The organism is Pseudonocardia kongjuensis, assembly GCF_039526905.1.
GTDB lineage: Bacteria > Actinomycetota > Actinomycetes > Mycobacteriales > Pseudonocardiaceae > Pseudonocardia > Pseudonocardia kongjuensis.
On the sequence record NZ_BAAAJK010000020.1, the window covers coordinates 68,661 to 84,634 of the forward strand.

Below are 15,974 nucleotides of genomic sequence, written 5' to 3' on the forward strand. Positions count from 1 at the left end.
TGCGGCCGGACCGTCAGTCGGACAATCGAGTGTTCCGGTCGGACTCTTCGCCAGATGGCTCAGAGTGGGGTGCTGTGACATGAGGAGCGGTGACGACGACGGTCGTACCGGCACCGGGGCGCGACCGCAGCCGGGCGATCCCGCCGATCAGCTCGGCGCGCTCGCGCATCGAGGCCGTCCCGTAGCCCTCGCGGACGCCGGCCAGGCCGGTCCCGTCGTCGGCGACCTCCAGCCGGACACCGTCGTCGTCGACCGCCAGCCGCAGCACGACGCGGGACGCCCCGGCGTGCTTGAGCACGTTCTGCAGGGCCTCCTGCGCGATCCGGTACAGCGCGACCTCCACGTGGTCGGGCAGCCGTCGCTCGTCGAGCTCGAGCCGGACCTCCGGCACCGGCAGGTCGCGGGCCAGCGCGGCGAGCGCCCCGGCCAGGCCGAGATCGTCGAGCACCGGCGGGCGCAGCGCCCCGATCGCCGAACGGGCCTCGTCCAGCGTCGTCCCGACCAGGTCGGAGGCCCTGGCCAGCTCGGCCCGGGCGTCGGCGATCTCGCCGTGGGAGAGCAGCGTCCCGGCGGCGTCCAGGTGGAACGACAGGGTGACCAGCCGCTGCGAGATGCCGTCGTGGATGTCGCGGGCGAGCCGGCGGCGCTCGGTCTCCTGGGCGGCGACGGTCTGCTCGGCGAACCGTTCGTGCGCCCGCTCCCGGGCCCGCAGCCTGCGGTGCATCCGGGCCTGGTGCAGCGCCGCGGCGAGCAGCCTGCCGATCGCCAGCAGCAGCCGGACGTCGCGGTCGCCGAACTCGCGACGGTCGACGGTGTGCACGTTGAGCACGCCGGCCAGCCCGTAGGGCTCGGACAGCATCGGCACCGACACCATCGAGGTGTAGTCCTGGCCGCGCAGCTCCGGGATCGGCAGGTAGCGCGGATCGGCGCCCTTGTCGTCGGTGATCACGGCGGGGGTGCGGTGCGCGGCGACCCAGCCGCTCACCCCGCGCCCGAGCGGCAGGTGCACGGTCCCCACCCGGGCGTCGAACGGCGGGGTGGCACCGGCCAGCGTCAGCGCGCGGTCGGAGTCGTCGAGCACGTGCACGAAGCAGACGTCGGTCGCGGTCGCCTCGGTGATCACCCGGGCGACGGCGGCCGCCAGCGGCTCCACCCCGGGGCCGCTCGCGGTGGCCTCGATGATGCCGAGCAGGACGGCGTTCTCCCGCTCCGGGTCGCCGAGGCCCAGCCCGCGCGGGCTCACCGGAACACCCCCTCCCGCAGCGCGGCGGCGACCGCGGCCGTCCGGTCCGGCACGTCGAGCTTGCGCAGCACCGCCCGCACGTGCGACTTCACCGTCTCCTCGCCGATCACCAGCTCGGCGGCGATCGACCGGTTCGAGTGCCCGGCGACCAGCAGCGCCAGCACCTCGCTCTCCCGGTGGGTGAGCCCGAGCCGGGCGCCGGGCCAGAACTCGTTGCGCTCCAGGCGGGCCGCCGACGCCGCGGCCCGGCCGGCCATCGTCGCGTCCACCACGGTCGTCCCGGTCGCGGCCAGCTCCAGCTGGCGGACCAGCTCCTCGCCGCCGATCCGCTTCAGCAGGTACCCGGCGGCCCCGGCGCGCAGCGCCTGGAACAGGTACTGCTCGTCGTCGTAGACGCTCAGCAGCACGACCTTCTGGTCGGGCAGCCGCTCGCGCAGCCTGCGGCACAGGTCCAGCCCGGACTCGCCGGCCATCCGGACGTCGCACAGCACGATGTCGGGCTCCAGCGAGACCGCGGCCGCCAGCGCCGCCGCCGCGTCGTGCGCGGTGCCGACCACCCGGACCCGGCCGCGGAACGGCCCCAGCATGGCCTTGAGGCCCTGGACGACCATCTCGTGGTCGTCGACCACGACCAGCCGCAGCGGTGTGGCGCCCGTCATGCGCCCACCATAGGGCGGGTTCTCCCCCCGCGGCTCCCCCGAGCCGGGGGAGCCCGCGGCCCCGTCCGCTCCCTAGCGTCGGCCACCCGACGGGGAGAGGAGGACCGCCGTGCCGGACAAGTCACTGCGGATCCGGCGGGCCGGGCCCGACGAGGCGCGCCGCCGACCGATCATGCTGGCGATCGCGGGGGACAGCGCCGCGGGCAAGACCACGCTGACCCGCGGGCTGGTGGAGGCACTCGGCCCGGAGCGCTGCGTGTCGCTGTGCACCGACGACTACCACCGCTACGACCGGACCGAACGCCGCGGGCTGCCGTTCACGGCGCTGCACCCGGACTGCAACCACATCGGGATCATGGAGCAGCACCTGCAGCTGCTCGCGACCGGCGAGCCGGTGCTCAAACCGGTCTACGACCACTCGACCGGCGAGCTGGTCCGGCCCGAGCTGGTCGAACCGGCGCCGGTGGTGATCGTCGAGGGCCTGCTGCCGCTGTACTCGAAGCTGGCCAGAGCGTGCTTCGACGTCACCGTGTACCTGGACCCGCCGGAGGAGATCCGCCGGGACTGGAAGGTGCAGCGCGACTGCGCGAAGCGCGGCTACGACCCGGAGCAGGTGATCGCCGAGCTGGAGCGGCGCGAGCCCGAGTCGGCCGAGCACATCCGCCCGCAGCGCAGGCACGCCGACCTGGTGGTCCGGTTCGCGCCGATCGAGAGCCGTAACGACCCGGCGGGCACGCCGCTGTCGGCGACGGTGATGCTGCGCCCGACGATCCCGCACCCGGACCTGACCGGGGTGCTGCAGCCGGGGCTGAGCCGGGCGATGCACCTCAAGCTGGAGCGCGACCCGGACGGACGCCCGGTGGAGTCGCTGCACGTGCACGGCTACGTGCCCCGGGAGGAGTCGGTCGCGGTGGAGAAGGCGATCTGGACGGAGCTGGACGCGCCCGGCCGGGACGCCCCGGCGGGCCTGGGCCGGATCGGCGACGACCGCAGCGAGCCGCTGGCGATCGCCCAGCTGCTGATCCTGTTCCACCTGATGGAGCTGGACCGGTGAGCGCCGGGGACGTGCCGTCGGCGGTGCTGTTCGACGTGGACGGGACGCTGGCCGAGACCGAGCGGGACGGGCACCGCCCGGCGTTCAACCGGGCGTTCGCCGAGCACGGCGTCGGTGTGCACTGGGACGCCGACCACTACGCCCGGCTGCTCGCCGTCACCGGGGGCAGGCAGCGGATCGCCGCCGACCTGCGGGCCCGCGGCCACGCCGCCGACGCCGCCGAGCGGATCGCGGAACGGGTGCACCGCACCAAGACGACGCTGTTCGCCGAGCACGCCCGGTCCGGGTCGATCCCGGCCCGGCCTGGCGTCCGGACCCTGGTCGCCGACCTGCGCCGGCACGGCGTCCGGATCGGGGTGGTGACGACCGGTCGCCGGGAGTGGGCGGAACCGCTGGTCGGGCACCTGATCGGCGACGTCGCGCAGGAGATCGACGTGGCGGTCTACGGCGACGACGTGACCGCGCTGAAACCGGATCCGCGCTGCTACCGGCTGGCGCTGCGCAGGCTGGGGATGCCGGCGTCGTGCGTGGTGGCGGTGGAGGACTCGGCGGCCGGCCTGCGGGCCGCGCTCGGGGCGGGCCTGGTGACGGTGGTGGTGCGGTCCGGGCCCACCGCCGGGCACGACGTCGGCGGTGCGGCGCTGGTCCGCGAGTCGTTCGACGGTGATCCGGCGCTGGACGCCGAGCTGCTCGGCGGCCTGCTCGCGGACGGTCAGCGGGTCCGGCGGGAGTCGTGCAGGCGCAGCAGCGCGTAGGCGGCGAGGGTCTGCGCGTCGGTGATCCCGCCGCGCAGGGTGAGCTCCTCGAAGGCGTCCGGGGTGAACCAGGCGGAGCGCATGTCCTGCTCCTGGTGCTCGCGCTGCGGCGGGCCCGCGGTGAGACCGGTGGCGAGATAGACGTGGCCGCGCTGGCTGGACATGCCGGGCGCGACGTCGAGCATCCCGAGGAAGGTCATCGCCGTCGCGGCGAGGCCGGTCTCCTCGACCAGCTCGCGGACGGCCAGCTCGGCCGGATCGGCCTCGGCCCGGTCCGGCGCGGTGCCCGCCGGGAACTCCCAGCGGCGCTCGCCGACCGGGTAGCGGAACTGCTCGACCAGGTGCAGCCGGCCGTCGTCGTCGCGGGGGATCACCAGGGCGTAGGTGGGCTTGTCGACGACGCCGTAGATCCCCTCGGTGCCGTCGGCGCGCCGGATGCCGTCCTCGCGGACGGTCATCCAGCTGTTCGCGTACACCCGGCGGGTCGAGATCTGCTCGATCACCCGCCCAGCTTCGCCGATCACGGTCGGCTTACAGTGAGCCGGGTGCGCCTCGTCATCGCCCGCTGCCAGGTGGACTACGCAGGACGGCTGACCGCCCACCTGCCGATGGCCCCGCGGTTGTTGCTCGTGAAGCAGGACGGCTCGGTGAGCATCCACGCCGACGACCGCGCCTACAAGCCGCTGAACTGGATGTCCCCGCCCTGCTGGCTCACCGAGGAGCCCGGCGTGTGGACGGTGCGGAACAAGGCCGACGAGTCGCTGGTGATCACCATCGACGAGGTGCTGCACGACTCGACGCACGAACTCGGCGTCGATCCCGGCCTGGTCAAGGACGGTGTGGAGGCGCACCTGCAGGAGCTGCTGGCGGCGCACCCGGAGACCCTCGGCGAGGGCTGGACGCTGGTCCGCCGCGAGTACATGACCGCCGTCGGGCCGGTCGACCTGCTGTGCCGCGACGCCGACGGCCGGCACGTCGCGGTGGAGATCAAGCGGCGCGGTGAGATCGACGGCGTCGAGCAGCTGACCCGGTACCTGGAGCTGATGAACCGGGACCCGCTGCTGGCTCCGGTGCAGGGGGTGTTCGCGGCCCAGCAGATCAAGCCGCAGGCGCGGACCCTGGCGACCGACCGCGGGATCCGCTGCGCGACCGTCGACTACGACGAGCTGCGCGGGATGACGTCGAAGGAGATGCGGCTGTTCTGAGCGGTCGCGTCCGCCGGGTTCAGCGGATGGAGCCGATGAGATCGCGGGCCGCGTCGCCGTGCAGCGCGGCGGCGTCGAGCCGGTCCCACGCCGCCCGGTAGGCGTCGAGATCGGCGCGTTCGTCCAGGAAGTTCGTTCCGGCGATGGTCTCGGAGACGGCCATCCGGTCGGCGTAGAGGTGGAACCCGGGCGGGGGCGGCGGCAGGGGCGGACCGAACGGGAGGACGCCGAGGCGGATGTTGGGGCGCCGGGACAGGGCGATCAGATGCTCCCGCTGGGCACGCATGATCGCGTCGGACCCGATGACGTAGCGCAGCACGCTCTCGGCGACGAGCTGGAGGAACCGGCGGTCGGCGTCGTCGAGCAGGGCCAGCCGGGCGCGGCGTTCACGCTCCCACTTGGGGGTGGTCGGCCGCTCGATCACGGCGAGGGTGTAGTCCCAGGACTGCATGAGCCCGGGCACGATCTCGGGCTGCCAGGACCGGATCACGTCGGACTGCGACTCCAGCAGCCGGATCCGGCGCTGGATCTCGGGCCCCCGGCGCACGATGCGGTTCTGGCTGGTGATGAGCTCGGCCTGGGCCGCCCGGCACAGTTCGACCAGCTCCCTGCGGAGCGCCGCGGGGGCGCCCAGCGCGCGTGCGTAGGACTCGGCGGCCGCGGGCTGCGGGGTGGACCGGCCGGTCTCGGCCTTCGAGATCGAGGGCTGGCTCAGGCCGCTCCGCGCGGCGGCCTCGGTCTGGCGCAGGTCACCGCGGACGAGCACCATCAGCTGGGCGATGCGGTCCCGGCCGGTGACGCGCTGGTCTGGTGGCACTGGAGCGCTGAGCCTTCTCGTCGGTGGAACTCGGGATGACGCGCCCACCATTCTGCCCACGGCTCGGCGGCCGCCCACGCTCGGGCGAGGTCGTCGGTGAACCGGGCGCGTTCGGCCGGCCGCAGGATCCCGGCGCCGACGAAGCCGCCCGGCCCGTCGTAGAGCATCGGAACCACGACGTCTCCGTTGACCAACCAGTAGTCGGTCTCGAGCAGCCCGTCCGGGACCGGGTGCTCGCCGTCGCGGAGCACCCGGATGTCCTCGTGGCCGTCGGCCGCGTTGCGCGCGTATCCCTGCTGACAGGAGAAGAGCTGGTAGTCGGTCAGCTGCGCGGGTAGCCGGCGGACCCGGAAATGCCGGATGCCCCGGGTGGTGGTCCTCGGCGAGCCGGGTCAGCCAAGCCTGCTTGCGCTCGGCGTCCGGCTCCTCGCCGCGGAGCCACGCCGCGAAGTCGTCGTCGCCCGGGGCGTAGCCGGGCAGGGTCTCCATCCGCCCCACCGAGCGGCGCCGCGGGCACCGTGCACCGGGTTCGGGTGGAGCTGGGTCGGCGGCGTCGCCGAGGCTGACCTTCCGGGGCCAGTACGGGCCCGGCCGGACCTTCCGCGGGCGTTTACGCTGATCACGTGAGTGCCACCGCCGCTGACTCCGCCGTGACCGCCGCCACCGATCCCGCCGGTAGTACCGACTTCGCGTCGCTGTCCCCGCGCACCGGCGCCGAGCTCGCCCGCTACCCGGTGCACGACGCCGAGCACGTGCGTGCCGCCGTCCGCGCTGCGGGCGAGGCCGCCGCCTGGTGGGACGGCCTCGGCTTCGCCGGCCGCCGCACCCGACTGGCCGCCTGGAAGAAGGTGCTGGTCCGCCAGCTCGACCGGGTCGCCCGGGTGGTGGCCGACGAGACCGGCAAGCCGTTCGACGACGCCCGGCTCGAGGTCGTCCTGACGATCGACCACCTGGACTGGGCGTCGGCGAACGCGGCGAAGGTGCTCGGGCGGAAGTCGGTGTCGCCGGGCCTGCTGATGGCGAACCAGGCCGCATCGGTGGCGTACCGGCCGCTCGGCGTGGTCGGCGTCATCGGGCCGTGGAACTACCCGATCTTCACGCCGATGGGGTCGATCGCCTACGCGCTCGCCGCGGGCAACACCGTGGTGTTCAAGCCGTCCGAGCTCACCCCGGGCGTCGCGCACGAGCTGGCGCGCACCCTCGCCGAGGCGGTGCCCGAGGTCGGCCGCTACCCGCTGCTGAGCGTCGTCACCGGGTTCGGGGCGACCGGCGCCGAGCTGTGCCGGGCGCCGGGCGTCGGCAAGATCGCGTTCACCGGGTCGGCCGCGACCGGCCGCCGGGTGATGGCCGCCTGCGCCGAGAACCTGGTCCCGGTGCTGATGGAGTGCGGCGGCAAGGACCCGCTGATCGTCGACGCCGACGCCGACCTGGACGCCGCCGCGGACGCCGCCGTCTGGGGCGGGATGTCCAACGCCGGGCAGACCTGCGTCGGCGTGGAACGGGTCTACGTCGTGGAGACCGTCGCCGGGCGCTTCCTGGAGAAGGTCCGCGCGGCCGCGTCGAAGCTGCGGGTCGGCACCGCGGCCAACGAGGGCGACCTGGGCCCGATGACGATGCCGTCGCAGACCGAGATCGTGCGCAGGCACGTCACCGAGGCGCTGTCGGCGGGCGGCCGGGCGATCGTCGGTGGCGCGGAGTCCGTGCACGACGACGGCACCATCTCCCCGGTGGTGATCGCCGACGTCCCGGAGGACTCGGTCGCCGTCACCGAGGAGACGTTCGGGCCGCTGGTGGTGGTGAACCGGGTGCCGGACGTCGACGAGGCGGTCCGCCGCGCCAACGCCACCGGCTACGGCCTCGGCGCCACCGTGTTCTCCGCGAAGCGCGGCGACGAGATCGCCGCCCGGCTGCGCTGCGGGATGGTCTCGATCAACGGCGTCATCTCGTTCGCCGGCATCCCGTCGCTGCCCTTCGGCGGGGTGGGGGAGTCCGGGTTCGGCCGGATCCACGGCGCCGACGGCCTGCGCGAGTTCACCCGGGCGCAGTCGGTGGCCCGGCAGCGGTTCGCGCTGCCGGTCGCGGTGACCTCGTTCCGGCGGACCGCGAAGACCATGCAGGCGCTGGTCGGGGTGGTGAAGGCCCGGCACGGTCGGTGACGGCCGCCGCGCCCGGCGGTACTGCCCGTCCGGTCAGCGCGGGCGGGTGGCCCTGGTCGCACCATACCCACCGGTAGCGACCCGGATGGCAGGATCGCGCGCGACGACAGAGACGTCCAACTGGGAGGTTGCAGCGTGGCACGCGAGATCCGGACGGTCGGAGTGGTCGGCCTCGGCACCATGGGCGCGGGGATCGTCGAGGTCTTCGCCCGCAACGGCCTCGAGGTGATCGCCGTCGAGGTCGACGCCGACGCCGGGGAGCGGGGCAAGACCCACCTGGCGGCGTCCACCGGACGGGCGGTGCAGCGCGGCAAGCTGACCCAGGAGCAGGCCGACGAGCTGCTCGGGCGGATCACGGTCACCACGTCGATGGCCGATCTCGCCCCGGCCCAGCTGGTCGTCGAGGCCATCCCGGAGAACCTGGAGGCGAAGGCAGAGATCTTCGCGACGGTGGACGGCGTCGTCGCCGAGGACACCATCCTCTGCTCCAACACCTCGTCGCTGTCGGTGACAGAGCTGGCGGTGCGGACCAAGCGGCCCGGCAAGGTCGTCGGGATGCACTTCTTCAACCCGGCGCCGGTGCAGAAGCTGGTCGAGGTGGTGCGCACGGTGGTCACCGAGCCGGAGGTGATCGACGACGTCAAGGCGTTCGCCGACTCGCTGGGCAAGGTCCCGGTCGTCATCGGCGACCGCGCCGGGTTCATCGCGAACGCGCTGCTGTTCGGCTACCTCAACCACGCGGCGAAGATGTACGCCGAGCGCTACGCCAGCCGCGAGGACCTCGACGCCGGCATGCGCTACGGCTGCGGCTACCCGATGGGGCCGCTGGCGCTGCTCGACCTGATCGGGCTCGACACCGCCTACGAGATCCTCGAGACGATGTACCGGGAGTCGCGCAACCTGCTGCACGCGCCGAACCCGGTGTTCAAGCAGATGATCACCGCCGGGCTGCTCGGCCGGAAGACCGGGCGCGGCTTCTACACCTACGAGGCGCCGCACAGCTCGACCGTGGTGCCGGACGACGAGACCCCGTCGTCGACGGTGCCCGAGGACGTGACCCTGCGCGACGTCAGCCGGGTCGGTGTGGTCGGGACCGGCACGATGGCGTCGGGCATCGTCGAGGTCTTCGCCAAGGCCGGGTACGACGTCGTCGTGCGCGGCCGTAGCGAGTCCAAGGTCGACGGCTCGCTCGCGCACGTGCGCAAGTCGCTGGACAAGGCGGTCGCCCGCGGGAAGCTGGAGGAGTCCGACCGGGACGCGATCGTCGGTCGGATCACCGGCACCACCTCGCTGGAGGACATGGCCGACGTCGACCTGGTCGTCGAGGCCGTCGCCGAGGAGCTCGACGTCAAGCGGGCGATGTTCGGTGCGCTCGACGACATCTGCAAGCCGGGCGCGATCCTGGCGACGACGACGTCGTCGCTGCCGGTCGTGGAGTGCGCCGCGGCCACCCGCCGGCCCGGTGACGTGATCGGGATGCACTTCTTCAACCCGGCGCCGGTGATGAAGCTGGTCGAGGTCGTCTCGACGATCGGGACCTCCCGCGAGGTCGCCGCCACCGTGCTCGCGGTCACCCAGAAGCTGAAGAAGGTGCCGGTCAGCTGCGGCGACCGGGCCGGGTTCATCGTCAACGCACTGCTGTTCCCGTACCTGAACGACGCGGTGAAGATGCTGGAGGCGCACTACGCCACCGCCGACGACATCGACGCCGCGATGAAGACCGGCTGTGCCCTCCCGATGGGCCCGTTCGAGCTGCTCGACGTGGTCGGCCTGGACGTGTCGCTGGCGATCGAGCGCTCGCTGTACTCGGAGTTCCGGCAGTCCGGTTTCGCGCCGGCGCCGCTGCTGGAGCACCTGGTCACCGCGGGCCGGCTGGGCCGCAAGACCGGGCACGGGTTCCGGGACTACACGCAGCGCTGAGGCATGGCGGGCCGGCGTGCGCGGCGGCCCCGCCCCTCGGAACGGGGGCGGGGCCGCCCCGTCGCGCCGCCGCTGGGCAGCGGCATGGTCACCTCCCGGGAGAGCGCCCGGGACGGCGAGTGGAACGTCCGCCGGGTGCCCGGCGGCAACGACGTGAAGACCTACCGCTGCCCGGGCTGCGACCAGCTGCTCCCCTCCGGGACGCCGCACGTCGTGGCCTGGCCGGCCGACGGCACCGGCGGGGTCGAGGACCGCAGGCACTGGCACCTGCCCTGCTGGAACGCCCGGGACCGGCGACGGCCGGGCTTCCGGCGGCACTGAGCGCGCCGGCACCGAGCCCGCCGGCACCGAGCCCGCCGGCACCGAGCCCGCCGGCACCGAGCCCGCCGGCACCGAGCCCGCCGGCACCGAGCCCGCCGGCACCGAGCCCGGCGGCACCGAGCCCGGCGGCACCGGGCCCGGCGGTGGTTCCGGGCCGGGCTGCCGCCGCCCGCCCCCGTCCGCACGGGTTCGTCGCGTTCGCACGGGATCCGATCCCGTGCGAACGCGACGAACCCGTGCGAACACGAGCCGCGGCGCTGCCGCCGCGGCGGAGGGCTCAGCGCACCCGGGCGGCGTGCTTCGTCCGGCCGTTCGGCTGTGTGCGCGGCGCCGGGGACGGGGCTCCGGCCGGGTCGTCGCCCGGCGTCCCGGACTGCTCCGGCGAGGCGCCTGCGGCGTCCGCCGGGTCGAGCCCCGGGCCCGCGTCCAGGTCCCCGGCCGCGTCGTCGATCAGCCCGCGGGCGGCCCGCAGCTGGTCGGCGACCCGGTCCCGCAGCTCGGTGAGCTGCCCGACCCGCCGGCGGGCCCGCGCGGTGATCTCCTCGGCGTCCCGCTGCGCCTCGGCCCGGATCCGCTCGCCCTCGGCCCGGGCCTCGTCCAGCGACCGGCGGATCTGCTCGTCGGCCTCGCGGTTGCGCCGGCCGATCTCCTCGGTCAGCGCGTCCCGCTCGGCGAACAGCGTGGTCAGCGCCTCGCTGCGGCGCTGGTCCATCGCGATCCGGAAGTCGTGCTCCACCTGCTCCCGGTTCTCCCGGGCCTCCGCGTCCGCGCGGGTGATCCGCTCGGTGACCGTGCGCTCCTGCTCGGCCAGGTCCTGCTCGGTGCGCGACCGCAGCTCGGCCAGCTCGGCCTCGGTACTGCTGCGGGCCTGCGCGAGCTCGGCCTCGGTGCTGCTGCGGGCCTGCGCGAGCTCGGCCTCGGTGCTGCTGCGGGCCTGCTCCAGCTCGGCCCGGGTGCGCTCCCGCAGGTCCGCCAGCTCCCGCTCGACGCGCGCCTGCTCCTCGGTGACGGCCCGCTCGCGCTCGTCGGACCGCCGGTCCAGCTCGGCCCGGCGTGCCTCGGCGTCGGCGACGATCTGCTCGGCGTGCGCACGTGCCTCGGCCACCACCACCCGGGCGTGCTCGTCGGCCTGGCGGCGCTGCTCGGCGACCTCCCGCTCGGCGCGGGCGTGCATCTCGGCGACCTCGTCCTCGGCGAGACGCAGCATCGAACGCAGCCGCTCGCTCATGCCCTGCACGCTCTGCGGCGGCCCGGCCAGCCGGCTGACCTGCTGCTGCAGCGCCTCGGCCCGGGTGCGGGCGTCGTCGAGCTCGCGGCTCAGCCGGGTGTTCTGGGCGACCGCGGCGTCCCGGTCGGCGGCGAGCATCCGCACCTCGGCGTCGAGCCGCCGCAGGTGGCTGTCGACCTGCGCCTGGTCGTAACCGCGGCGCGCGACCGAGAAACCGGTTCGTGGTACGGGTACATCGTGGTCACCGGCCATGGACTCACCGTACCGTCGGGCCGTGGCCTCGGCTGTGCCGAAAGGCACAGCCGAGACACACTCACACCCCGCGGAAGCGGTTGATGCCCTCGATGTGCTTCTCCCGGGTCTCCGGGTCCGTCACGCCCAGCCCCTCCTCGGGCGCCAGCGCGAGCACGCCGACCTTGCCCTGGTGGGTGTTGCGGTGCACGTCGTAGGCGGCCTGGCCGGTCTCGGCCAGCGGGTACACCCGGGACAGCGTCGGGTGGATCATGCCCTTGGCCACCAGCCGGTTCGCCTCGTACGCCTCGCGGTAGTTCGCGAAGTGCGAGCCGACGATCCGCTTGAGGTTCATCCACAGGTAGCGGTTGTCGAACTCGTGCATGTACCCCGACGTCGACGCGCAGGTGACGATCTGGCCGCCCTTGCGGGTCACGTAGACGCTGGCGCCGAAGGTCTCCCGGCCGGGGTGCTCGAACACGATGTCCGGGTCCTCGCCGCCGGTGAGCTCACGGATCTTCGCGCCGAACCGCTTCCACTCGCGCGGGTCCTGGGTCTGCGGGTCCTTCCAGAACTTGTAGCCCTCGGCGTTGCGGTCGATGACCAGCTCGGCGCCCATGTCCCGGCAGATCTGCGCCTTCTCCTCGGAGGAGACGACACAGACCGGCGTCGCGCCGCCGTTCAGCGCGAACTGGGTGGCGTAGGAGCCGAGGCCGCCGGAGGCGCCCCAGATCAGCACCACGTCGCCCTGCTTCATGTCGGCGCCGTTGCGGGACACCAGCTGCCGGTAGGCGGTGGAGTTCACCAGCCCGGGGGACGCGGCCTCCTCCCAGGTCAGGTGCGCGGGCTTGGGCATCAGCTGGTTGGACTTCACCAGGGCCAGCTCGGCGAGCCCGCCGAAGTTCGTCTCGAAGCCCCAGATCCGCTGCTCCGGGTCCATCATCGTGTCGGAGTGCCCGTCCGGGCTCTCCAGCTCGACCGACAGGCAGTGCGCGACGACCTGGTCGCCGGCCTTCCAGGCGTTGACCCCGGGCCCGGTCTGCACGACGACGCCGGCCAGGTCGGAGCCGACCACGTGGTACGGCAGGTCGTGCCGCTTGGTGAGCGGCGAGAGCTTGCCGTAGCGCTTGAGGAAGCTGAACGTCGAGACCGGCTCGAAGATCGACGTCCACACGGTGTTGTAGTTGATGGCGCTGGCCATGACGGCCACCAGCGCCTCACCGGGACCGAGCTCCGGGACCGGGACCTCCTCGACCCGCAGGCTCTTGCGGGGGTCCTTGTCCTTGGTGGTCAGACCCTCGAACATGTCGGCGTCCTCGGCCCGGACGGTGACGCCCTGGTAGCTCTCGGGCACCTCCAGGCCGCCGACGTCGGCGAACTGCCCGGCGAGGATGGCGTCGCGGATGTCCTTCACTGCTGGCCTCCGATGGCGACGTTGCTAGGGGAGTGATCAGGTGCATTCACCCGTACTTGCTTGGGATACCGCAAGTTACCGCGTAGTATGTTAACCGTTGTGCGACGCCCGGTGTGAGCCCCGGCGCGAGTTCGTGACCCAGACCACCGGACGTCCGTACTGACCTTCCGGGTGGGGGCCGTCCCGGACCGGTTCTCAAACAGGCACCGGATCAGTGCTGATCAGAGCCCGGCTCGACGAGCTCGACCAGCACCCCGCCCGCGTCCTTCGGGTGCACGAAGTTGACCTTCGAGTTCGACGTGCCCCGGCGCGGCTCGTCGTAGAGCAGCCGCAGTCCCTTCGCGCGCAGCGCGTCCGCGGCGGCCGCCACGTCGGTGACCCGGTAGGCGACCTGCTGCAGCCCGGGGCCGTTGCGGTCGATGAACTTGGCGATCGTCGAGTTCTCGTCCAGCGGGGCGAGCAGCTGCACCTTCGTGGCCCCGGCCGGCTCGCCCGGCGCACCGAGCATCGCCTCCCGCACGCCCTGCTCGGCGTTGGTCTCCTCGTGCACGGCGACCAGGCCCAGATTGTCGGCGTACCAGCGGATCGCCTCGTCCAGGTCGGGCACCGCGATCCCGACGTGGTCGACGGCCACGACCAGCGGCGACAGGACATCATCGGTTGTCGTCATGAGGGCAGAAGCTACCGTGACTACCGGCGAGTAGGCCCGTGTGCCACTGGTCACCCCCTCCCTCCGACGTGTCCCGCGACCGCGGAGCGCGTGGGTATGGTGACCGCCCGCCCACCTGTCAACGAAGCTTGCTGGAGGACCCCGTGTCCGGAACCGTGATCGTCGCCGGCGCCCGCACGCCGATGGGCCGTCTGCTCGGCTCGCTGAAGGGATTCACCGGCGCGCAGCTGGGTGGGATCGCCATCAAGGCGGCGCTGGAACGGGCCGGCGTCGCACCGGAGCAGGTCGAGTACACGATCATGGGCCAGGTGCTGACCGCGGGCGCCGGGCAGATCCCGGCCCGCCAGGCGGCGGTCGCCGCCGGCATCCCGATGGACGTCCCGGCACTGACCATCAACAAGGTGTGCCTCTCCGGCGTCGACGCGATCGCGCTCGCCGACCAGCTCATCCGGGCCGGCGAGTTCGACGTCGTGGTGGCCGGCGGCCAGGAGTCGATGACCCAGGCGCCGCACCTGCTCACCAAGTCCCGCGAGGGCACCAAGTTCGGCGACGCCACGCTCACCGACCACATGTCCTACGACGGCCTGTTCTGCGCCTTCGACCAGGTCGCAATGGGTGCCTCGACGGAGAAGTACAACGAGCGCTACGGCCTGACCCGCGAGGAGCAGGACGCCTTCTCCGCCCGCTCGCACCAGCTGGCCGCCCGGGCCGCCGGGGACGGCACGTTCGAGCAGGAGATCACCCCGGTCGAGATCCCGCAGCGCAAGGGCGACCCGGTCATCTTCGCCACCGACGAGGGCGTCCGCGGCGACACCACCGCCGAGAGCCTGGGCAGGCTGCGCCCCGCGTTCGCCTCCGACGGCACGATCACCGCGGGCTCGGCGTCGCAGATCTCCGACGGCGCGGCCGCCGTCGTGGTGATGAGCAAGGCCAAGGCGCAGGAGCTCGGGCTGGACTGGATCGCCGAGATCGGCGCGCACGGCGTCGTCGCCGGGCCGGACGCCAGCCTGCACGAGCAGCCCGCGAACGCGATCGCGAAGGCCTGCGAGAAGGAGGGCATCCAGCCCGCCGATCTCGACCTGGTCGAGATCAACGAGGCGTTCGCGGCGGTCGGCATCGTGTCCACCCGCAAGCTGGGCATCGACGAGGACAAGGTCAACGTCGACGGCGGTGCGATCGCGCTCGGTCACCCGATCGGGATGTCCGGGGCCCGGATCGCGCTGCACCTGGCGCTCGCGCTCAGGTCCCGCGGCGGCGGTGTCGGCGCGGCCGCGCTGTGCGGCGGCGGCGGCCAGGGTGACGCCCTGATCATCCGCGTGCCGAAGCCCTGATCCCTGTGTGACGATCGTCGGCCCCCGCCGTGGCGGGGGCCGACGCATGTCCCCGCTGGAGGAACCGATCGTGCCCGGACCGCCGGACCCCCACGAGCTCGTCGAGCGGGCGCGCGCCGGTCAGCAGCTCGCCGTCGCCCGGCTGATCTCGATGGTGGAGAACGCCGGGCCGCAGCTGCGTGCGGTGTCCGCCGCCCTGACCCCGCACACCGGCGGGGCCCACGTCGTCGGGCTGACCGGATCGCCCGGCGTCGGGAAGTCGACCAGCACCTCGGCGCTGGTCAGCGAGCTCCGGGCCCGGGACCGCCGGGTCGGCGTGCTCGCGGTGGACCCGTCGTCGCCGTTCAGCGGGGGCGCACTGCTCGGCGACCGGGTGCGGATGGGGGAGCACGCCGACGACGACGGCGTCTTCATCCGGTCGATGGCCACCCGCGGGCACCTCGGCGGGCTGTCCTGGGCGACGCCGCAGGCCCTGCGGGTGCTCGACGCCGCGGGCTGCGACGTGATCCTGATCGAGACCGTCGGGGTCGGGCAGTCCGAGGTGGAGATCGTCGGACTGGCCGACAGCACCGTGGTGCTGATGGCGCCGGGGATGGGTGACGGCATCCAGGCGGCGAAGGCCGGGATCCTGGAGATCGGTGACGTCTTCGTGGTCAACAAGGCCGACCGGGAGGGCGCCCGGCGGACCGTGCGCGAGCTCCGCAACATGCTGCACCTGCGCGACCACGGCGGCACCGACGCCTGGGAGGCACCGGTGCTGATGACCGTCGCCTCCCGCTCGGAGGGGATCGGCGCGCTCGCCGACGCCCTCGACGACCACCTGGCCTGGGCGCGCAAGTCCGGCGAGCGGGACCGGCGCCGGCACGAGCGGGTCCGGCGCGAGATCGAGGCGATCGGGATGGAGCAGGTGCGCGCGCGGATGGAACGGGTGCGCGGCGGGGACGCGCTGGAGGCGCTGACCGGGCGGGTG

15 protein-coding genes and 1 pseudogene are annotated in these 15,974 nt (G+C 73.5%); 8 read left to right on the forward strand and 8 right to left on the reverse strand.

The features are described from left to right. Nucleotides 1-13: 13 nt before the first annotated feature. Together ABD160_RS19490 and ABD160_RS19495 are read right to left on the reverse strand one after the other, a co-directional pair. On the reverse strand, nucleotides 14-1,243 hold the full coding sequence (locus tag ABD160_RS19490) for a GAF domain-containing sensor histidine kinase (protein WP_344024488.1): 1,230 nt from the start codon (nucleotides 1,241-1,243) through the stop codon (nucleotides 14-16). Next, nucleotides 1,240-1,902, reverse strand: a complete 663-nt coding sequence (locus tag ABD160_RS19495; protein WP_344024490.1) for a response regulator — start codon at nucleotides 1,900-1,902, stop codon at nucleotides 1,240-1,242. The genes ABD160_RS19490 and ABD160_RS19495 overlap by 4 nt, the downstream gene beginning before the upstream one ends. A gap of 109 nt (nucleotides 1,903-2,011) precedes the next feature. On the opposite strand from ABD160_RS19495, the gene ABD160_RS19500 reads away from it, so the two are divergent. Next, nucleotides 2,012-2,956, forward strand: a complete 945-nt coding sequence (locus ABD160_RS19500) for a phosphoribulokinase (protein WP_344024492.1) — start codon at nucleotides 2,012-2,014, stop codon at nucleotides 2,954-2,956. Then, nucleotides 2,953-3,711: an HAD-IA family hydrolase gene (locus tag ABD160_RS19505; RefSeq protein ID WP_344024494.1), complete on the forward strand. Its 759-nt coding sequence runs from the start codon at nucleotides 2,953-2,955 to the stop codon at nucleotides 3,709-3,711. Before ABD160_RS19500 ends, ABD160_RS19505 begins: the two co-directional genes overlap by 4 nt. Here ABD160_RS19505 and ABD160_RS19510 read toward each other — a convergent pair. Next, complete coding sequence (locus ABD160_RS19510) at nucleotides 3,669-4,169, reverse strand: NUDIX domain-containing protein (protein ID WP_425563636.1); 501 nt, start codon at nucleotides 4,167-4,169, stop codon at nucleotides 3,669-3,671. The two genes, ABD160_RS19505 and ABD160_RS19510, sit on opposite strands and share 43 nt — an antisense overlap. Nucleotides 4,170-4,256: 87 nt before the next feature. On the opposite strand from ABD160_RS19510, the gene nucS reads away from it, so the two are divergent. Further along, a complete protein-coding gene (gene nucS / locus ABD160_RS19515; RefSeq protein WP_344024496.1) occupies nucleotides 4,257-4,916 on the forward strand; it encodes an endonuclease NucS in 660 nt (219 codons plus the stop codon). A gap of 19 nt (nucleotides 4,917-4,935) precedes the next feature. Here the strand turns inward: nucS and ABD160_RS19520 are convergent, their stop codons facing one another. Further along, nucleotides 4,936-5,733: a helix-turn-helix domain-containing protein gene (locus ABD160_RS19520; RefSeq protein ID WP_344024498.1), complete on the reverse strand. Its 798-nt coding sequence runs from the start codon at nucleotides 5,731-5,733 to the stop codon at nucleotides 4,936-4,938. After that, nucleotides 5,685-6,101: pseudogene (locus ABD160_RS19525) on the reverse strand (DUF6879 family protein); the annotation flags it as partial. The gene ABD160_RS19520 and the pseudogene ABD160_RS19525, both read right to left, overlap by 49 nt. Before the next feature lie 255 nt (nucleotides 6,102-6,356). On the opposite strand from ABD160_RS19525, the gene ABD160_RS19530 reads away from it, so the two are divergent. The 3 genes from ABD160_RS19530 to ABD160_RS19540 all read left to right on the forward strand — a co-directional run bounded on the left by ABD160_RS19530 (nucleotide 6,357) and on the right by ABD160_RS19540 (nucleotide 10,130). Further along, nucleotides 6,357-7,889: an aldehyde dehydrogenase family protein gene (locus ABD160_RS19530; protein WP_344024500.1), complete on the forward strand. Its 1,533-nt coding sequence runs from the start codon at nucleotides 6,357-6,359 to the stop codon at nucleotides 7,887-7,889. A gap of 135 nt (nucleotides 7,890-8,024) precedes the next feature. Further along, a complete protein-coding gene (locus ABD160_RS19535) occupies nucleotides 8,025-9,809 on the forward strand; it encodes a 3-hydroxyacyl-CoA dehydrogenase family protein (protein WP_344024502.1) in 1,785 nt (594 codons plus the stop codon). An 84-nt stretch (nucleotides 9,810-9,893) separates the two neighbouring features. Beyond that, nucleotides 9,894-10,130: a hypothetical protein gene (locus tag ABD160_RS19540; RefSeq protein ID WP_344024504.1), complete on the forward strand. Its 237-nt coding sequence runs from the start codon at nucleotides 9,894-9,896 to the stop codon at nucleotides 10,128-10,130. Between the two features lie 277 nt (nucleotides 10,131-10,407). Here the strand turns inward: ABD160_RS19540 and ABD160_RS19545 are convergent, their stop codons facing one another. From ABD160_RS19545 to mce, 3 genes are all read right to left on the reverse strand, one after another. After that, on the reverse strand, nucleotides 10,408-11,610 hold the full coding sequence (locus ABD160_RS19545) for a coiled-coil domain-containing protein (RefSeq protein ID WP_344024506.1): 1,203 nt from the start codon (nucleotides 11,608-11,610) through the stop codon (nucleotides 10,408-10,410). Nucleotides 11,611-11,671: 61 nt separating this feature from the next. After that, nucleotides 11,672-13,003 (reverse strand): crotonyl-CoA carboxylase/reductase, encoded by a 1,332-nt coding sequence (gene ccrA, locus ABD160_RS19550; RefSeq protein ID WP_344024507.1) that lies wholly within the window; start codon nucleotides 13,001-13,003, stop codon nucleotides 11,672-11,674. Between the two features lie 211 nt (nucleotides 13,004-13,214). After that, a complete protein-coding gene (gene mce, locus ABD160_RS19555) occupies nucleotides 13,215-13,673 on the reverse strand; it encodes a methylmalonyl-CoA epimerase (protein ID WP_344024508.1) in 459 nt (152 codons plus the stop codon). 143 nt (nucleotides 13,674-13,816) lie between these two features. Here mce and ABD160_RS19560 point away from each other — a divergent pair, with 143 nt between their 5' ends. Further along, the gene (locus ABD160_RS19560; protein WP_344024509.1) at nucleotides 13,817-15,004 is read left to right on the forward strand and encodes an acetyl-CoA C-acetyltransferase; all 1,188 of its coding nucleotides are present in this window, start codon (nucleotides 13,817-13,819) and stop codon (nucleotides 15,002-15,004) included. Between the two features lie 70 nt (nucleotides 15,005-15,074). Beyond that, nucleotides 15,075-15,974: methylmalonyl Co-A mutase-associated GTPase MeaB (meaB, locus tag ABD160_RS19565; RefSeq protein ID WP_425563635.1), on the forward strand; the 900-nt coding region annotated here is incomplete at its 3' end.